The organism is Phytoactinopolyspora halophila (assembly GCF_003287285.1).
Classification (GTDB): domain Bacteria; phylum Actinomycetota; class Actinomycetes; order Jiangellales; family Jiangellaceae; genus Phytoactinopolyspora_A; species Phytoactinopolyspora_A halophila.
The window spans coordinates 1-15,783 of record NZ_QMIG01000047.1 but is presented as its reverse complement, the minus strand read 5'-3'; the positions used below and the strand labels follow the sequence as shown (position 1 = coordinate 15,783).

Sequence of the window (15,783 nt, the reverse complement as noted above, 5' to 3'; positions counted from 1 at the left end):
TTTGACTCTCGTGCGCGTGCCGTTGCCGTTGGCCCACGTGTGCGTGCGGTAAGCGTCTGACTGTTGTGCGCAAGCGATTTGGCGCCTGGCCGTTGTGGCGTGCGCCGTTGCCGTCTGACTCTCGTGTGCTCGCGGTTTCGTGCCTGGCCGTTGTGGCGTGCGCCGTTGGCTGGCACGTAAACGTTGTGGCGCGCACCCTTTTGGACTGCCGTGCACGCTGAAACCACGTGCAGCGATGGTGGTAAGCGCCTTCCGGGGTGGATTGAGCGTGCATGGCATGTGGGCTCGCCGTGCACGGCACGTAGGGCTCAGCGTGCACGGCACGGGTGCTCGGCATGTATGGTGCGGGCGCTCGGCGTCGCAAGCCCAACGGGCTGACTGGGACTCACTATGTCCGGCCAGTGGGCTGCGGGGGACGGTCTCTTCATCAGAGCAAGCTCTGATGAAGAGACCGTCCCCTCAGCTGATCAGAGCAAGCTCTGATCTCCGCAACGAAGGAAGCCCCAGCCGTTAGTGGACAATTCACCAGGTCGCACGCCCATACCGTGAAATCCCGGTTCCGGGTGACCGAGCCGTGGTGCGAAAGTCCGGTTCGGGGTGGCCGTCCGATGCGTGCCCTTTCCCGCTCACAGCAGGCTCCGGTCTCCGCCGACCTTGCGGACGACCGGACGGACTCGCGGACGGTCGGATGGGCTCGCGGTTAACCGGGCGGGTTCGATCAACGAAGACACCCCTGGAGTGGCTCTGAGGTCTTTGCTGATGGGCCGTGCACGCTGAAACCACGTGCGGCGATCGTGGTAAGCGCTTTCCGGGGTGGATTGAGCGTGCATGGCATGTGGGCTCGCCGTGCACGGCGCGGGTGCTCGGCGTGCATGGCGCGGGTGCTCGGCGTCGCAAGCCCACGGGTTTGACCGAGCACGCAGCGCGTCTTCGGCGTAGGAAGGAGAGCGGGTCTTCCGGGGACGGGGAGCGGGTCTCGGGGGTACGTGGAGGCGAGCGGGTCTCGCAGGTACGTGGAGGGAGTGGAGCCGACCGGTATGGATGGGGAGCGGGTCTCCGGGGGTGAGAACGGGGAGTAGGTCTCCGGCGTAGACGGAGCGGGCCTACCGGCTGTGGACGGGGAACGGACCTTCGGGCAAGGACGGAGGTGGAGGCCGGCTCAGGCGGATTCGCGGATGACCAGGTCGGTATCGAGAACCGCGTGTGGCTGCGCCGGCTCCTCGTCCGAAATGCGGGTTACGAGGAGCCGCGCCATGGCGCGGCCCATCTCATCGATCGGCTGGCGCACGGTGGTCAGGCTCGGATCCGTCTGGCGGGCCAGACTCGAGTCATCGAAGCCGACCACAGCGACGTCCTCGGGAACCCGTCGTCCGTGCTCACGCAGGACGCGTAAGGCGCCCGCCGCCATGAGATCCGCAGCGGCGAACACACCGTCGATGTCGGGACGGCGCTCCAGTAGTTGCCGCATGGCGGCCATGCCACTGTCGTAGCTGAAGTCGCCGTAGGCGATCAGGTCGGCGTCACAGGACAGATCGTGCTCTTCGCACGCCTGCTGGTATCCGGAGAGTCGCTCCAGGCCACCACCCATGTCCTGGGGCCCGGTGATCGTGGCGATAACTTGCCTCCCGGAGCGGTACAGATGCTCGACGGCACGTCGTGCGCCGCCGATGTTGTCCACGTCAACGAACCACTCGACCGAGGCGCCGGGCCTGGTCAGGCGGGCCGGCCGGCCACCCAGCACGAGCGGCAGGCCACGCCGCTCGACCAGGGCGGGCAATGGATCATCGTCGTGCAGCGAGAGCAACATAACTCCGTCGACGTGCTGCGTGGTCAGATGACTTTCTACCCGCTGGCGTTCGGCGCGTGACTGGGCCATCGCCAGCCATAGCTGTATCTGAGTGTCGATCAAACCGGAGCTGATGCCCCGCACGATGCCCGCGAAGAACGGTTCACCGAAGACCCGTTCCTGGCTTTCGGACACGACGAGTGCCACCGCGTTGGTACGCCGGGTCACGAGTGACCGGGCGGCCAGGTTGGGAACGTATCCGAGCTCGGCGACGGCTCGTTCGACGGCTTCCCGTGCCTTCGGGCTGACCTGCGAAGATCCGTTGATCACCCGTGAGACGGTCCCGCGGCCAACCCCGGCGTACTCGGCTACCTCATCCAGTGTGGGGCGCGCATCTGCCGATGGCGACTTCTTAGTGGTCACGAGCCCATTATGGGGAGTCCATTGCGCTGGATGACTCCCGCGTACCATTCCGCGCTCGACTTCGGTATCCGCCGCTGATCGGAGAAGTCGACTCGGACCAGTCCGAAGCGCTTCGTATATCCGTGGGCCCACTCGAAGTTGTCCATGAACGTCCATGCGAAATACCCGCGCAGAGGCACCCCCTCATCGATCGCGTCGTGGCAGGCCCTTAGGTGGGCGTCGATGAAGGCGATCCGTTCGGGATCGTCGACGGTCCCGTGGTCGTCAGCCACATCGTCGAAGGCAGCTCCGTTCTCGGTCACGTACAGCGGGAGTGTCGTGTATTCGCGGTGCACCCGTACCAGGGTCTCGGCGAGTCCCACGGGGTCGATCTCCCAGCCCATGGCGGTCACCGGAACGTCGCGTTCGACGAATCGGACCGTCTCGCTACCTGGCCACGCGGAAGCGCTCGCTTCATCGGGCGACATCGTTGTGTTGTCAGGTGCCCCGCCGTCGCTGGAGGGCGACGTATCACCGCTGGACCGCGCATTTTCGCTGGGCCGTGCACCGTCGCCGGATTCTGGCGCGGCCACGACATATCGGCTGTAGTAGTTGATGCCGAGGAACGACAAGGGCGCCGAGATGATGCCGAGGTCGTCGTCGTGTAAATGCTCGAAGCTCGTCAGAGGGCTCAGGTCGTCCAGGACGTCGGCCGGGTATTCGCCGCGCAGGATCGGATCGAGGAAGATGCGGTTGGCCAGGCCATCGATGCGGCGTACGGCGTCGGCGTCGGCTGGAGCGGCGCTCGCCGGGGAGACAGCGTACAGGTTCAGCGTGACGCCGAGTTTGACCTGGCTGTTCGCCGCCCGTATCACCTCGCATGCCTGGCCGTGGGCGAGCATCAGGTGGTGTGCTGCCCGGACGGCGGAAAGGCCGTCACGCCGTCCGGGCGCGTGTTCGCCGGCGCCGTAACCGAGGAAGGCCGAACACCACGGCTCGTTGAGCGTCGTCCAGTGCCCGATCCGGTCGCCGAGCGCGTCATGGACGATCGCGGCGTACTCGGCGAACCGGGGTGCCGTGTCCCGGTTCGGCCAGCCGCCGGCGTCTTCCAAGGGCTGGGGTAGGTCCCAGTGGTACAGCGTCGGCCATGGCTCGATGTCGTGTGCGAGGAGCTCGTCGACGAGCTCCCGGTAGAAGTCGAGACCGGCGGTGTTGACCGGCCCGTGGCCGTCCGGCTGCACCCGTGGCCAGGAGATCGAGAAGCGGTACGAACGGATTCCCATCTCGGCCATGAGACGGACATCGTCGCGGAATCTGTGGTAGTGATCGCACGCCACGTCGCCGGTGGAACCGTCCGTGATGGCTCCTGGGGTGTGGCTGAACGTGTCCCAGATCGACGGCCCCCGGCCGTACTCGGCGGCGGCACCTTCGATCTGGTAAGCAGCGGTCGCCACACCCCACCGGAATCCGGCGGGGAACGTGTCGGCGTTGCTGGTCTGGGCAGCCGGTGCCGGGGTCTGTTGACGGAGGGTCATCCTTTGGTCGCGCCTTCCATGATTCCGCTGATGATTTGCCGGAAGAAGAACATGAAGATGATCACAAGTGGCAGGGTGGCGATAACCGTGCCAGCGAAGATCTGCGATAGGTCCTGGTGGTATGCCGAGTTCAGGGTGCGCAGTGAGATCTGCACCGTGGGGTTGCCCGGGTCGGCCAGGACGATGAAGGGCCAGAAGAAGTCGTTCCAGTACTGCATGAAGGTCAGCAAGCCCAGGACACCGGCCGCTGGGCGGAGGGCAGGCGCGGCGACGTTCCAGAAGATTCGCCAGGTCGAACATCCGTCGACACGCGCGGCTTCGATCAGCTCATCGGGTATCGCCTGAATGCTGTATTGCCGCATCAGGAAGATCCCGAATCCGCTGATCAGGAACGGCACTGTCACTGCCTTGATGTCGTTCAACCAGCCGAACTCGTCCATCATGATGTACAGCGGAACGATGCCCAGCTGGATCGGAACCATCATGGTGAGCACGATCGACAGCAGTAGCGCGTTCTTGCCGCGGAAACGCAGCTTGGCGAAGGCGAATCCGGCGAGCGCGCCGAAGAAGACCGTCGTGATCGTGATGGTGCCGGAAGCGATGAACGAGTTCATCAAGCCGCGCAGGATCGCGGCATCGGGGTTCTCGAGCACGCGCTGGATGTTCTCGCCGAGGTTGCCGCCGGGGAGGAAGTGCGGAGGCCAGCTGTAGGCGGCGTCGCTGGTGCGCGACGCGACCACAACCATCCAGTACAGCGGGAAGATCGAGAGGATCGCGGCAACGATGAGACCGCCGATGGCCAGCGGTCCCGCCCGGAGTACCGGTTCTCCCGTGCCGGAGGTGGCCCGCGGCACCCGGCGCGCACCCGTCTTGCGTGGTGTCGTCGGGGAGGTCGAGGGCGGGGTGGTGGTTGGCGCTGTCATCGTCTGGGTCCCCTCAACGGTCCGAACTGATTCTGCGGATCAGCAAGAAGTTGATCGCCGACATGATCACGATCAGCAAGAACAGCACCAGCGCGATCGCACCCGCGTAACCCCATTGGTTGTACGTGCGCATGACCTGGACGAGATACATGGTGATGGTCTGGAACTGTCCGGTTGTGCCTCCGGAGAGTGCCCCGGATCCGCTGGTGAACATGAGTGGCTCGGTGAACAATTGCAGGCCGTAGATCGTGGAGATGATGACCGTGAATATGATCGTCGGCTTGAGCAGAGGCACCGTGATCTGCCAGAACTGCCGCATCCGGGACGCTCCGTCGATCTCGGCCGCCTCGAACATGTCACGGGGGATGGCTTGCATCGCGGCGAGATAGATCAGTGCGTTGTAGCCCGTCCAGCGCCAGTCCACCATTGACGAGATGGCCAGCCATGACGACCACGTGCTGGAGCGCCAGTCGATCCGGTCGAAGCCGAACAGCTCGAGTACGCCGTTGGCCAGGCCGTAATCGCGGGCGAAGAACATGCCGAACACGAGGGCGACGACAGCAGTCGACGTGACGATCGGTATGGCGATGGCCATCCGGAAGAATCCGATGGCGCGTAGGCGCCGGTTCAGCCAGTTCGCCAGGATGAGCGCCATCAACAGCTGGGGGATGGTTGCGACGACGAACATGCCGAGCGTGTTGATGACCGAGTTCCAGAACCTGGTGTCGCCGAACAGTCGGACGAAATTCTCGGTCCCGACGAAGCTCGTATCGACGGATAGTGGTGATGTGTCGGTCATCGAGATCCACACCGTGTAGCCGAGTGGATACAACCCGAAGATCGCGAACAGGATAAAGAACGGAGCGACGTAGAGGTATGGAGAGATCTTCATGTCCAGCCGCGCCCAGGACGGCCGACGCGCCCGTCGCGGGCGTGGCGTGCCTGTGGATTGTCCCGGCGGCGCCACGCTGGCCTGCAGGTTCATCAGTTCATCTCCTTCAGAGGTCACGGCCGACGTCGTTCAGGCCGGCGACGTTCGCGGCCGTCGAGGTTCGCGGCCGACGACGTTCAGGCCGGCGACGTTCGCGGCCGGGACACCGGTCCGGTGCGGGCTCGGTCCAGCCGTTGCGGCCTAAGGCCGGACCGAGCCCGCGACTGGAGGGACGCTTGTCACCCGATGCCGGAAGCGGCATCGCGGGCGGCCTGCCAGGCCTCGTCGGGAGAACGTTCACCCTGCTCCACGGAGCGCAGCGCATCCTCAAAGGCCGTGCGGATCGCGTTGTTCTGCGGGCCGAGATGGACCGGCTTCAGGTCGAAGGCTCCACTACCGAAGATCTCGCCGGTCGGTGCGTCGTTGAAGTACTCGTTGGTCGACTCGAGGACCGCGTCGTCTTCGAGTGCCTGGGGCGATGACGGCAAGTTGCCGAGGGCCTCGAAGGCTTCGATGTGTGCCTCCGGTGTTGTGAGGAATTTCGCCAGCTCGGCGGCCTCGGCCGGGTGTTCGGTCTCGGCGGGAACCGCAAGGAAGGAGCCGCCCCAGTTGCCGCCGTCACCCGGAGCGTCGGCGACGTCCCACAGCCCTTCGGCCTCGTCACCGGCCGCACCTGCGATGACACCGGTCATCCAGGCAGGGCAGGCGATTGTGGCGAAGCTGGCGCCCTGGAAGCCCGCGTTCCACTCGTCCGAGAAGGAGTTGAGCCCGGCCGACAGGTCGTTCTCGATCATCTCGATGGTCATGTCCCACGCGGCTTTGATGTCGGGATTGTCGAGGTCGAGATTGTTTTCGGTGTCGTAGTAGGTGTAGCCGGAGTTGTTTCCGGCGATCTGCATCAGCATGGTGTTGTAGACGTTCGTCGCCGCGTCAAGGAACTCGGCGTCGACGTCGGCGTCGACGAATTCGCCGCCCACGTCGATGTATTCGTCCCAGGTCGGCCACATGGCGGAGACTTCGTCGCGATCGGTTGGCAGGCCGGCCTCCTCGAACAGGTCGCGGCGGTAGCACATGGCCATCGAGCCGACGTCGGTACCGAGTCCGAGAATGAATCCTCCCGGTGTTCCCTGCTCCCACTTCCACGGCAAGAAGTTGTCTTGTAAGTCACCGGCGCCGTACTCGGCGAGGTCGACGAACTTGTCGAGCTGCGCATAGAACTGCACGATGGTGCCCTCTTCGAGAGCGACCACATCACCGGCGCCGGAACCAGCGGTGATCTGTTGCACCAGCCGATCGTTGTAGTCGCCCACACCGAGTCCGGCCCCGCGTTCCTCGATGGTGACGTGGGGATTCTGTTCCATGTATTCCTCATACAGGGCCTCGTAGCCGAAGCCCTGTTCGCCGAAGACGTCGACCACGAGGGTGATTGGCTCGGCGTCGCCGTTGTCCCCGGCCTCGGTTTCTGGTTCGGCGGGCTCGGTATCGTCGTCGCCGCCACAGGCGGCGATCAGCACGGCGGTCGCGCCGAGCATGGCGAGAGTCTTGCTTCTTCGAATCGGTCGGACGCTCATCTGACCCTCCCAGGTCGTATGTGCTCTCGGCTGGCTTGGCTGCGGGGCTGCGGGGCTGCGGGGCTACGGGGTGGTGCGGCTCGGCCTCCCGGTTCGGGAGCGCTCCCATATACGTTCGGGCCGCATCTCAGTGGAAATCAAGAGCGAGCTTGGGAGCGTTCCCAAAGTGTTACGTCAGTTACCGCACGTGGCTCGATTCGCATGGGGGGAGTGCCGAAAAGTATCACCATGATGGCGCCTACTCGCACTCGACGACGGGCGATTCAGGGTGGAGCGTTTGCACGCGATGTGCCGGTCGTGGCGGCAGTCATGTGCCCGGTGTGCAGCAGCAAAGCGCCGGGCGTGCAGCAGCGAAGCGCCGGGCGTACAGCAACGAAGCGCCGGGCGTACAGCTACGTCATCGGTACGCCCGGCGCGAGGAGGAGGTCAGATCAGACGCGGGGCTGTTCGCTCGTATCCGGTGCCTGGCCATCTGGGCGCGGCGCGAGCTTTGCCCACCACTGCTTGGCAGTGTTGATCCCGCCGACACCGAAGGCGATCACTCCGGCGAGGAGAACGGCGACGGGCAGGTACTGCAGTAGCGTGTTCTCGATCTTGCTGGTCACCGATGGCGCGAAGTTCAGGGTATCGAGCGCGGCGAGAATCCCGACCACGAGCACGCCGACGCGGACGGCCGTGGCGACCCATCCCATGTTCCGGCTCTCCGCGAAGGGCCGCACGACACCGGCCGCCCAATTGGCGATGGCTGCCGCGACGAACAGAACCAGTAGTGCGACGGCCACGAGCGGCAAGTAGGCGATGAGGTCACTGAGTAGTTGCGTCAATTGCCGGATACCGAGAACCTCGGCGGCGATTTGGAGGAAGATCAGGAAGACAAGGAAATAAAGGACTTGCCCGACCAGCCGGACGCCGGAGGTGCCTGCTTGCTGCAATACCGGTTCGATTCCCGCCGCTTCGGTGAGACGGCCGGCTCCCACCTTTTCTAGAAGGGCGGTGAGGATGCGCCGTATACCTTTGGCGATCCAGTGCCCCACGAGAAGGATGAGGAGCGCAATGACGATACGGGGCAAGGCTTCTCCGATATCCCTGCCCAGTTCGGAAAACGAGGTGACAAGTTGGTCGACAAATTCGAACTCTGCCGTTTGGACGTACATCCCGCCTCCTGTTCTCGATGAAATTAGGCGTGTGAATAAAGGTATCCGCACCGCGGCCTGCGCGTATGGCAATTGTCGAAAAGGGCGTGTCATTGACGTCCCTTTTTTCCGATGTGCTCCGATACCGAGTGAATACTCATAGAGTGACATCAAGAAATGTCAAAGCTCACGCTGCGCGTACTATGAGAAACGTGAAGCGAGTCGTGCCTGCCGCGGGCCACGACCGGTTGGTGCGGAAGGATTTACCCAGTTGGCGTGGACGGGACCGACTCCGTCGTCGGTCGCGAATCATAGGGTTGGAGGCGTGGCTGATCCTTCGACGTACCGTCCCGCACCCGGGTCGATTCCTGTCGAACCCGGCGTCTACCGGTTCAGCGACGCTGACGGCCGGGTGATCTACGTCGGCAAGGCGAAGAGCCTGCGTGCTCGCTTGTCGTCATACTTCCAGGACCTCTCGGCGTTGCATCCGCGGACGCTGGCCATGGTGACGACCGCGGCCAAGGTGGAGTGGACCGTCGTGCGCACCGAGGTCGAGGCGCTGCAGCTCGAATACTCGTGGATCAAGGAGTACGATCCGCGGTTCAACGTCCGCTACCGCGACGACAAGTCGTATCCGTACCTGGCGGTCACGCTGAACGAGGAGTACCCCCGTGCTCTGGTGATGCGCGGTACGAAGAAGCGGGGTGTACGCTACTTCGGCCCCTATGCGCACGCGTGGGCCATCCGCGAGACGCTCGATCAGTTGCTTCGCGTCTTCCCGGTACGCAGCTGCTCCAAAGGTGTGTTCAATCGATCTCGTCAGATCGGCCGCCCCTGCCTGCTTGGTTACATCGGTAAGTGCTCCGCTCCCTGTGTCGATCGGGTGAGTGCCGAGGAGCACCGCGCCATCGTCGATGATCTCGTCGCCTTCCTCGACGGCAAGACGTCCACCTACCTCAAGCGGCTCGAGCGCGAGATGAAAGAGGCGTCCGCCGAGCTGGACTTCGAGCGTGCGGCACGCCTGCGAGACGACATCGCGGCGCTGGAGCGCGCCATGGAGGCGAACGCGGTCGTGCTCGGCGACGGCACGGATGCCGACGTCATTGCCCTGGCTGATGATCCTCTGGAGGTGGCGATCCAGATCTTCTACGTGCGTGGTGGTCGCGTGCGTGGACAGCGCGGTTGGGTGGCCGACAAGGCCGAGGACGCACCTGCAGGTGAACTCGTCGAGCGTTTCCTGCTCCAGGTGTATGGCGAGGCCGGGGGAGAGGCCATCCCCCGCGAGATCCTCGTCCCCGCCGTACCCGACGACGACGCGGAAGCCCGGGCGCTGCGAGAGCTCCTGGCCGAACTGCGTGGACGCAAGGTCGAGCTGCGGGTACCCCAGCGTGGCGACAAACGTGCCTTGCTGGAGACGGTGGGGCGCAACGCCGCGCAGACACTGAAGCTGCACAAATCCAAGCGAGCCAGCGATCTCACCACGCGCAACCGCGCCTTGGAAGAGATCCAGGAGGTGCTCGAACTGGACGAACCGCCGCTACGTATCGAGTGCTACGACATCTCAAACCTCGCCGGCACCGAAGTTGTGGGCTCGATGGTGGTGTTCGAGGACGGTCTCGCACGCAAGAGCGAGTACCGCAAGTTCACGATTCGCGGAACGGACGGCACGGACGACGTCGCGGCGATCCGGGAAGTGCTTCGCCGGCGTTTCCGCCGGAGCAACGGGCACGGCGATGAAAGTGCGGGCGGCGACGAGAAGGGACGCGAGGAGGAGACGGCAAGCGACGAGAACGGGCGTGGCGAGAACGAACGTGATGTCGACGCGCGTGGTGACGACGGACATGGCGCCGAAAATGGTGACGACGGTGCCGGGAATGGCGGGCCGTCGCGCATCGACCCGGAGACAGGGCGGGTGCGCAAATTCGCCTACACTCCTAGCCTCGTCGTCGTCGACGGTGGCCAGCCGCAAGTGAATGCGGCCCGGCAGGCGATGGACGAGTCGGGGGTGCCGGACATCGCGGTCATCGGGTTGGCGAAGCGGCTGGAAGAGGTCTGGCTGCCCGACACCGACGATCCGGTGATCCTGCCTCGTACCAGCGAGGGCCTGTACTTGCTGCAGCGCATTCGGGACGAGGCACACCGATTTGCGATCACATTCCAGCGCAAGCGCCGATCGAAGGCGGTGACGGCCAGCGTTCTCGACCAGGTGCCGGGTCTGGGGCCGACACGGCGCAAGGCATTGCTGGCACACTTCGGTTCGTTGAAGAAGGTGCGAGCGGCCAGTGCGGAGGAGATCGCGCAGGTGAAGGGGATCGGTCCGGCACTTGCGCAGTCGATCGTCGACACGCTGGCCGAACAGCGCTCGGATGCGGCCGTGAACACGACGACGGGCGAGATAATCGACAACAGCACATCATGACCGCACCCTCACCCGCGCCCCACACTCCGATGATCATGAACATCTGTTGACCCATGTGGCCATGAAATCGCCGATGATCATCGGAGTGTGAGGGCGGGGGTGAGGTGGGCCAATCTGGAACAACGGGGGAGGACACGATGGCGGAACCGCGTGCGGGAGAGGCGGAAACCATGCCCGAGGTATTGCTCGTCACCGGCATGTCCGGTGCCGGTAAGACGGCGGCCAGTGCCGCGCTGGATGATCAAGGGTGGTTCGTCGTCGACAATCTCCCGCCGTCGCTGCTGATGGACCTCGTCTCCACCGTGGGCAAGTACGAGGCATCGCGCCGTCTCGCCGTCGTCGTCGACGTCCGCGGTGGGGTGTTCTTCGGCGAGCTGCGTGGCGCGCTGGATGAGATGGAGAAGGATGGCGTCACGCCCACGGTGCTGTTCCTCGAGGCCAGCGACGAGGTACTGGTGCGCCGCTTCGAGTCGGCCCGGCGCCCGCACCCCCTCCAGGGCGGAGGCCGCGTGGTGGAAGCGATCGAGCGCGAACGCCAGGAACTTGCCTCGCTGCGAGTCGCGGCCGACCTCGTGATCGATACGTCGTTGCTGAACATCCACGAGCTCACTGCCCGGATCCGCACGGCGTTCGCCGGCGACGAGATCGGCATGCGGGCGGTCGTCGTATCCTTCGGCTTCAAGTACGGTCTTCCAGTCGACGCCGACCTGGTGGCAGACATGCGATTCCTGCCGAACCCGCACTGGATACCCGAGCTGCAAGTCCAGACCGGACGGGAGAGCGCCGTGAGTGACTACGTGCTGAACCAACCGGGCGCTACGGAGTTCCTCGACCGGTACAGCGAGCTCGTCAGTGTCGTGTCCGAAGGGTACCTGCGAGAGGGGAAACGGTTCGTGACCATCGGTATCGGTTGTACCGGCGGAAAGCACCGCAGCGTCGCCATGGGGGAGGCGCTGGCGGCGCGGCTACGTGATCAGAGCGTGGAGACGCTCGTCGTCCACCGAGATCTTGGACGTGAATGACCACGCGGCCGCACTCGCCGGTCACGTTGGCCGGCCCGAAAGTCGTCGCCCTCGGTGGAGGGCACGGCCTAGCCGCGTCGCTGGCGGCGCTGCGCCGGGTGGCGGGCAGGCTCACGGCGGTCGTGACGGTCGCCGACGACGGCGGTTCGAGCGGGCGCTTGCGCCGCGAGCTGGGAGTCCTGCCACCCGGTGATCTCCGGATGGCCCTCGCCGCACTCTGCGGCGACGACGACTGGGGCCGAACATGGGCGCAGGTACTTCAGCATCGGTTCAGTGGCGGCGGTGAGCTGCACAATCACGCGGCTGGAAACCTGCTGATCGTTGCGCTGTGGGATTTGCTGGGCGAGCGTGGCAGTGACTACCTGGTCGAAGGGCTCGACTGGGTGGCGCGGCTGCTGGGCGCGCAGGGACGTGTGTTGCCGATGGCGTCGGTGCCAATGAACATCGAGGCGCTGGTGGGAAGCACTCGCCGGTCGGCGAACGGGGCGCGCGAAATCCGCACCGTGTCGGGGCAGCACTCGGTGGCGACCGTCGAAGGTGACGTGATCGCGGTGTCGTTGAGCCCGCCTGATCCGCCGTCGTGTCCCGAGACGCTGGCCGCGATCGAGGATGCCGAGTGGGTCGTCCTCGGCCCTGGCTCGTGGTTCAGCAGCGTGATACCCCACCTGCTCGTCCCCGAGTTGCGCGACGCGATCGCGTCGACATCTGCGCGGCGCGCCGTGACGCTGAATCTCACCCCCGAGGGCGGCGAGACGACCAACTTCACCCCCGAGATGCACCTGGAAGTCCTCGGTGCCTACGCGCCCGAGCTGGACATAGATCTGGTTATCGCGGACAAGGGGTCGGTGCCCGACGAGCCGACCTTGCGGCGGATTGCCGGGGAGATGGGCGCCGAACTGGTCGTGGCCGACGTCGTTGCTCCCGGTGGCTCGCCGCGACATGACCCCGAACTCTTGGGGAGGACATTCGCACAGACCCTCGGGCGTGGCAGGATCGGGCCATGGCGATGACAGCATCGGTGAAAGACGAGCTAGCTCGCCTCGAGGTCACCAAGACGTGCTGCCGCAAGGCAGAAGTGTCGGCGTTGCTCAGATTCGGCAGCGGTCTGCACATCGTCAGCGGAAAGATCGTTATCGAGGCGGAGCTGGACACGGGGGTCGCTGCCCGCCGGCTGCGACGCGACATAGCCGACGTGTTCGGACATGACAGCGAGCTGGCCACGGTCGCCGCAGGAGGCTTGCGCCGGGGCACCGGTTACATGGTGCGGGTGACGCAGGACGGGGAACACCTGGCTCGCCAGAGCGGGCTGATCGACGCGAGCGGCCGGCCCGTTCGGGGCCTTCCACCACAGGTGGTGAACGGCGCGCTGTGCGACGCCGAGGCGGCCTGGCGGGGAGCGTTCCTGGCCCATGGATCGCTGACCGAGCCGGGACGTTCGTCGTCGATGGAGGTGACGTGCCCTGGCCCGGAAGCGGCGCTCGCGCTGGTCGGGGCGGCGCGCCGGCTCGGCGTCCAGGTGAAGGCGCGCGACGTCCGCGGCATCGACCGGGTGGTGGTGCGCGATGGCGAGGCCATCGGCGCGCTCCTGACGAAGATCGGTGCCCATGACAGCGTGCTGGCATGGGAGGAGCGGCGAATGCGTCGCGAGGTCCGCGCGACGGCGAATCGGCTGGCCAACTTCGACGATGCGAACCTGCGACGCTCCGCCCGGGCGGCCGTGGCCGCGGGGGCGCGGGTAGAGCGGGCTCTGGAGATCCTGGCCGACGAGGCGCCCGAGCACTTGCGGGCAGCAGGAGAGCTGCGCCTCAAGCACAAGCAGGCAAGCCTGGAAGAACTGGGCCAGCTGTCCGATCCGCCGATGACGAAGGACGCCGTCGCCGGTCGAATCCGGAGGCTGCTGTCCATGGCTGACCGCCGGGCGAGCGAGCTGGGAATCCCGGGCACCGACGCCAACGTCACTTCGGAGATGCTCGCACCGTGAGACGCCTTGCGGGGCTCGGTGTTGCCATGGTCATGATCGTGGCGATCTCCGCAGGCACGTCCGCGTGTACCGATGACGACGGTGGTGATGGCTCATCCCGCCTGGCAAGCGAGGGGCCGGGTGCCGGCGACGTCGTACCCGGCCTGTCGCAGGACGAGATCCAGCGGATCCTCGACGATGCCCGGTTCAGCGGCGAGGGGCTCGACCTGATGGTGAAGGAGTCCTACGAGCGCGAGTCGGGACTGCGCGCGACGACCCTGGCGTACTGTGACGGCGAGCCGGATTCGACGGACCAGCTGCGCCTGGCTCGTTCCCAGCGGTGGTGGCACAATGAGGCGTGGCCGCATCCGGATGACGGTGGCTACCTCGTGGGGGTCGAGGTGGTGTTGTACGAGCACGGTGGCGCCGGGGCGGCGATGGCATCGTTCGCCGACGTGCCGCACACCTGCCCATCGGCGGAATACTCGAGTGGCGCGACGGCGACGTTCGACGAAGCCGACGTGGACCGTGCGTCCCTGCCGTGGGGTGCGGTGGCATTGCGCGATGAATGGACCTATCCCGACGGCATGACGACCTCCGGGCTCATCGTGGCGGTACCTGTCAAAGATCTCGTGGGATTCCTCTACATCCGCGGCCATGAGCAGACGGTACGTGGCCGGTTCGCCGAACTCGCCGCCACGTTAGAACGTAACCTCGACCAGGCAGCCCGGGAACTGGAGGCGGCGTCCACCGACGGAGGCTGACGCGCCACCGTCGATCGTTGCCGCTCGACACTGCGCCGCTGCCGAACGTGGCGCCGGACACCGCGGTGGTGCGCGGCCGACGTCAGGCGCGCATGACGTCTGTAAGAAAAAATGACGGTTCACGTACCCTGCGGGACAAGGCTGGCGATTACGCGAATGAAGGTGCGCGCTCCTAGGAGGATCAAGCTGTCCATCGGCGACGATTTCGACGTCGTACTCGAGGCGGCGCGGTCAGGCGCGCCCTGGGCATTCGAACGTCTGTACCATGACCTCGCTCCGGCGGTGTACGGATACATCCGCTTGCAAGGCTCGGCGGAACCCGAGGATCTGTGCAGCGAGGTCTTCATGGGGGTCTTCGCCGGTCTCTCGTCGTTCGACGGTTCCGAGCAGCAGTTTCGTTCGTGGGTCTTCACGATCGCGCATCGCCGGCTCACCGACGAGCGTCGACGCTTCTCGCGCCGGCCCACGGTGCCGACCTCGGACGCGGACGTGCTGGACCGGCTCGGCGGCGACGCGGAGAAGGAAGCGCTGGATGCGCTCGGTTCGCGCCACGTCCACGAGTTGTGCAGCGAACTCACGGCGGAACAGCGTGACGTGCTCTTCTTGCGCGTGGTCGCAGACCTCTCGGTCGAACAGGTGGCTGGAGTGGTGGGAAGGTCCAACGGTGCGGTCAAAGCCCTCCAGCGTCGAGCCTTGACCGCACTGAGGGAAAAAATCGCACGGGAGGGCGTAACCCTGTGAGCCCGTCCGACGATCACGTTAGTGACATGCGTTCGCTACAGCCACTCGATGACGCCACCGTGGAGGCGATACTGCGGGGTGAGTCGGTGCGTCCCGAGCTGGTTGCTTTGACGGACACCGTCGAAACGATCCGGGGTGTGGCCAACACACCGGTCGAGCCGTCGGCCGAACTTGCCGATCGCATGGCGAGCGGGAAATTTCCCGACGCGGAGCTGTTGCCATATGCGCACCGGCGGGGGAACGGGGCGCGCCTGCGATCGTCGCTGGCCGCATTGAGCTGGCGAGTGAAGGCGGCCACGAGCTGTGCGCTGATCGTGATAGGCGGAACGAGTGTCGCTGCCTCTGGAATGCTGCCCGATCCCATCCCGGATCGCGTACGCAGTGTCATCGAGGCAATGACGCCGATCTCGTTTACGAGCCAGATGGAGGTCGGCGAAGACATCGCGCGCCAGGTCGGTGCGGGCACTATCGAAAGCGGTTCGAAGAAGCCGGAGCCCGTGGATTCGCGGGGTAATGCTCCGGAGGATCCGGATGAGCGGGGTAATGCTCCGGAGGATCCGGGCGAGCGGGGTAATGCTCCGGAGGATCCGGGCGAG

The 15,783-nt window shown here is 65.4% G+C and carries 13 protein-coding genes; 7 read left to right on the top strand and 6 right to left on the bottom strand.

From position 1 onward, the window contains the following. Positions 1 to 1,159 precede the first annotated feature (1,159 nt). The 6 genes from DPM12_RS21850 to DPM12_RS21825 all read right to left on the bottom strand — a co-directional run bounded on the left by DPM12_RS21850 (position 1,160) and on the right by DPM12_RS21825 (position 8,302). Positions 1,160 to 2,257, bottom strand: a complete 1,098-nt coding sequence (locus tag DPM12_RS21850; RefSeq protein WP_425467627.1) for a LacI family DNA-binding transcriptional regulator — start codon at positions 2,255 to 2,257, stop codon at positions 1,160 to 1,162. Next, positions 2,206 to 3,723, bottom strand: coding sequence for a glycoside hydrolase family 1 protein (locus DPM12_RS21845; RefSeq protein ID WP_112260468.1), 1,518 nt, complete (start codon positions 3,721 to 3,723; stop codon positions 2,206 to 2,208). The genes DPM12_RS21850 and DPM12_RS21845 overlap by 52 nt, the downstream gene beginning before the upstream one ends. Further along, positions 3,720 to 4,646: a carbohydrate ABC transporter permease gene (locus DPM12_RS21840; protein WP_112260467.1), complete on the bottom strand. Its 927-nt coding sequence runs from the start codon at positions 4,644 to 4,646 to the stop codon at positions 3,720 to 3,722. The genes DPM12_RS21845 and DPM12_RS21840 overlap by 4 nt, the downstream gene beginning before the upstream one ends. Before the next feature lie 13 nt (positions 4,647 to 4,659). Next, the gene (locus DPM12_RS21835) at positions 4,660 to 5,631 is read right to left on the bottom strand and encodes a carbohydrate ABC transporter permease (RefSeq protein WP_112260480.1); all 972 of its coding nucleotides are present in this window, start codon (positions 5,629 to 5,631) and stop codon (positions 4,660 to 4,662) included. A gap of 185 nt (positions 5,632 to 5,816) precedes the next feature. Further along, the gene (locus tag DPM12_RS21830) at positions 5,817 to 7,148 is read right to left on the bottom strand and encodes an ABC transporter substrate-binding protein (protein WP_112260466.1); all 1,332 of its coding nucleotides are present in this window, start codon (positions 7,146 to 7,148) and stop codon (positions 5,817 to 5,819) included. A gap of 431 nt (positions 7,149 to 7,579) precedes the next feature. Next, positions 7,580 to 8,302, bottom strand: coding sequence for a mechanosensitive ion channel family protein (locus tag DPM12_RS21825; protein ID WP_158543006.1), 723 nt, complete (start codon positions 8,300 to 8,302; stop codon positions 7,580 to 7,582). Positions 8,303 to 8,606: 304 nt separating this feature from the next. On the opposite strand from DPM12_RS21825, the gene uvrC reads away from it, so the two are divergent. From uvrC to DPM12_RS21790, 7 genes are all read left to right on the top strand, one after another. Continuing rightward, complete coding sequence (uvrC, locus tag DPM12_RS21820) at positions 8,607 to 10,700, top strand: excinuclease ABC subunit UvrC (protein ID WP_112260464.1); 2,094 nt, start codon at positions 8,607 to 8,609, stop codon at positions 10,698 to 10,700. Positions 10,701 to 10,837: 137 nt separating this feature from the next. After that, complete coding sequence (gene rapZ, locus DPM12_RS21815) at positions 10,838 to 11,722, top strand: RNase adapter RapZ (protein ID WP_112260463.1); 885 nt, start codon at positions 10,838 to 10,840, stop codon at positions 11,720 to 11,722. Continuing rightward, positions 11,719 to 12,732 carry a gluconeogenesis factor YvcK family protein gene (locus DPM12_RS21810; protein WP_112260462.1) on the top strand — a complete coding sequence of 338 codons (1,014 nt, stop codon included), beginning with the start codon at positions 11,719 to 11,721 and terminating at the stop codon, positions 12,730 to 12,732. Before rapZ ends, DPM12_RS21810 begins: the two co-directional genes overlap by 4 nt. Next, complete coding sequence (gene whiA, locus DPM12_RS21805) at positions 12,723 to 13,703, top strand: DNA-binding protein WhiA (RefSeq protein ID WP_112260461.1); 981 nt, start codon at positions 12,723 to 12,725, stop codon at positions 13,701 to 13,703. The genes DPM12_RS21810 and whiA overlap by 10 nt, the downstream gene beginning before the upstream one ends. After that, positions 13,700 to 14,446: a hypothetical protein gene (locus DPM12_RS21800; protein ID WP_123788437.1), complete on the top strand. Its 747-nt coding sequence runs from the start codon at positions 13,700 to 13,702 to the stop codon at positions 14,444 to 14,446. The genes whiA and DPM12_RS21800 overlap by 4 nt, the downstream gene beginning before the upstream one ends. A gap of 162 nt (positions 14,447 to 14,608) precedes the next feature. After that, positions 14,609 to 15,187: an RNA polymerase sigma factor gene (locus DPM12_RS21795; protein ID WP_158543005.1), complete on the top strand. Its 579-nt coding sequence runs from the start codon at positions 14,609 to 14,611 to the stop codon at positions 15,185 to 15,187. A gap of 26 nt (positions 15,188 to 15,213) precedes the next feature. Further along, positions 15,214 to 15,783, top strand: a 570-nt coding sequence (locus tag DPM12_RS21790) for a hypothetical protein (RefSeq protein ID WP_146751945.1), incomplete at its 3' end; no start/stop codon positions are given.

Excerpts from the sequence above, each read along its gene's own strand:
- DPM12_RS21850 (WP_425467627.1), bottom strand. The coding sequence starts at position 2,257 with ATGGTACGCGGGAGTCATCCAGCGCAATGGACTCCCCATAATGGGCTC.
- DPM12_RS21845 (WP_112260468.1), bottom strand. The coding sequence starts at position 3,723 with ATGACCCTCCGTCAACAGACCCCGGCACCGGCTGCCCAGACCAGCAAC.
- DPM12_RS21840 (WP_112260467.1), bottom strand. The coding sequence starts at position 4,646 with ATGACAGCGCCAACCACCACCCCGCCCTCGACCTCCCCGACGACACCA.
- DPM12_RS21835 (WP_112260480.1), bottom strand. The coding sequence starts at position 5,631 with ATGAACCTGCAGGCCAGCGTGGCGCCGCCGGGACAATCCACAGGCACG.
- DPM12_RS21830 (WP_112260466.1), bottom strand. The coding sequence starts at position 7,148 with ATGAGCGTCCGACCGATTCGAAGAAGCAAGACTCTCGCCATGCTCGGC.
- DPM12_RS21825 (WP_158543006.1), bottom strand. The coding sequence starts at position 8,302 with ATGTACGTCCAAACGGCAGAGTTCGAATTTGTCGACCAACTTGTCACC.
- rapZ (WP_112260463.1), top strand. The coding sequence starts at position 10,838 with ATGGCGGAACCGCGTGCGGGAGAGGCGGAAACCATGCCCGAGGTATTG.
- DPM12_RS21810 (WP_112260462.1), top strand. The coding sequence starts at position 11,719 with ATGACCACGCGGCCGCACTCGCCGGTCACGTTGGCCGGCCCGAAAGTC.
- whiA (WP_112260461.1), top strand. The coding sequence starts at position 12,723 with ATGGCGATGACAGCATCGGTGAAAGACGAGCTAGCTCGCCTCGAGGTC.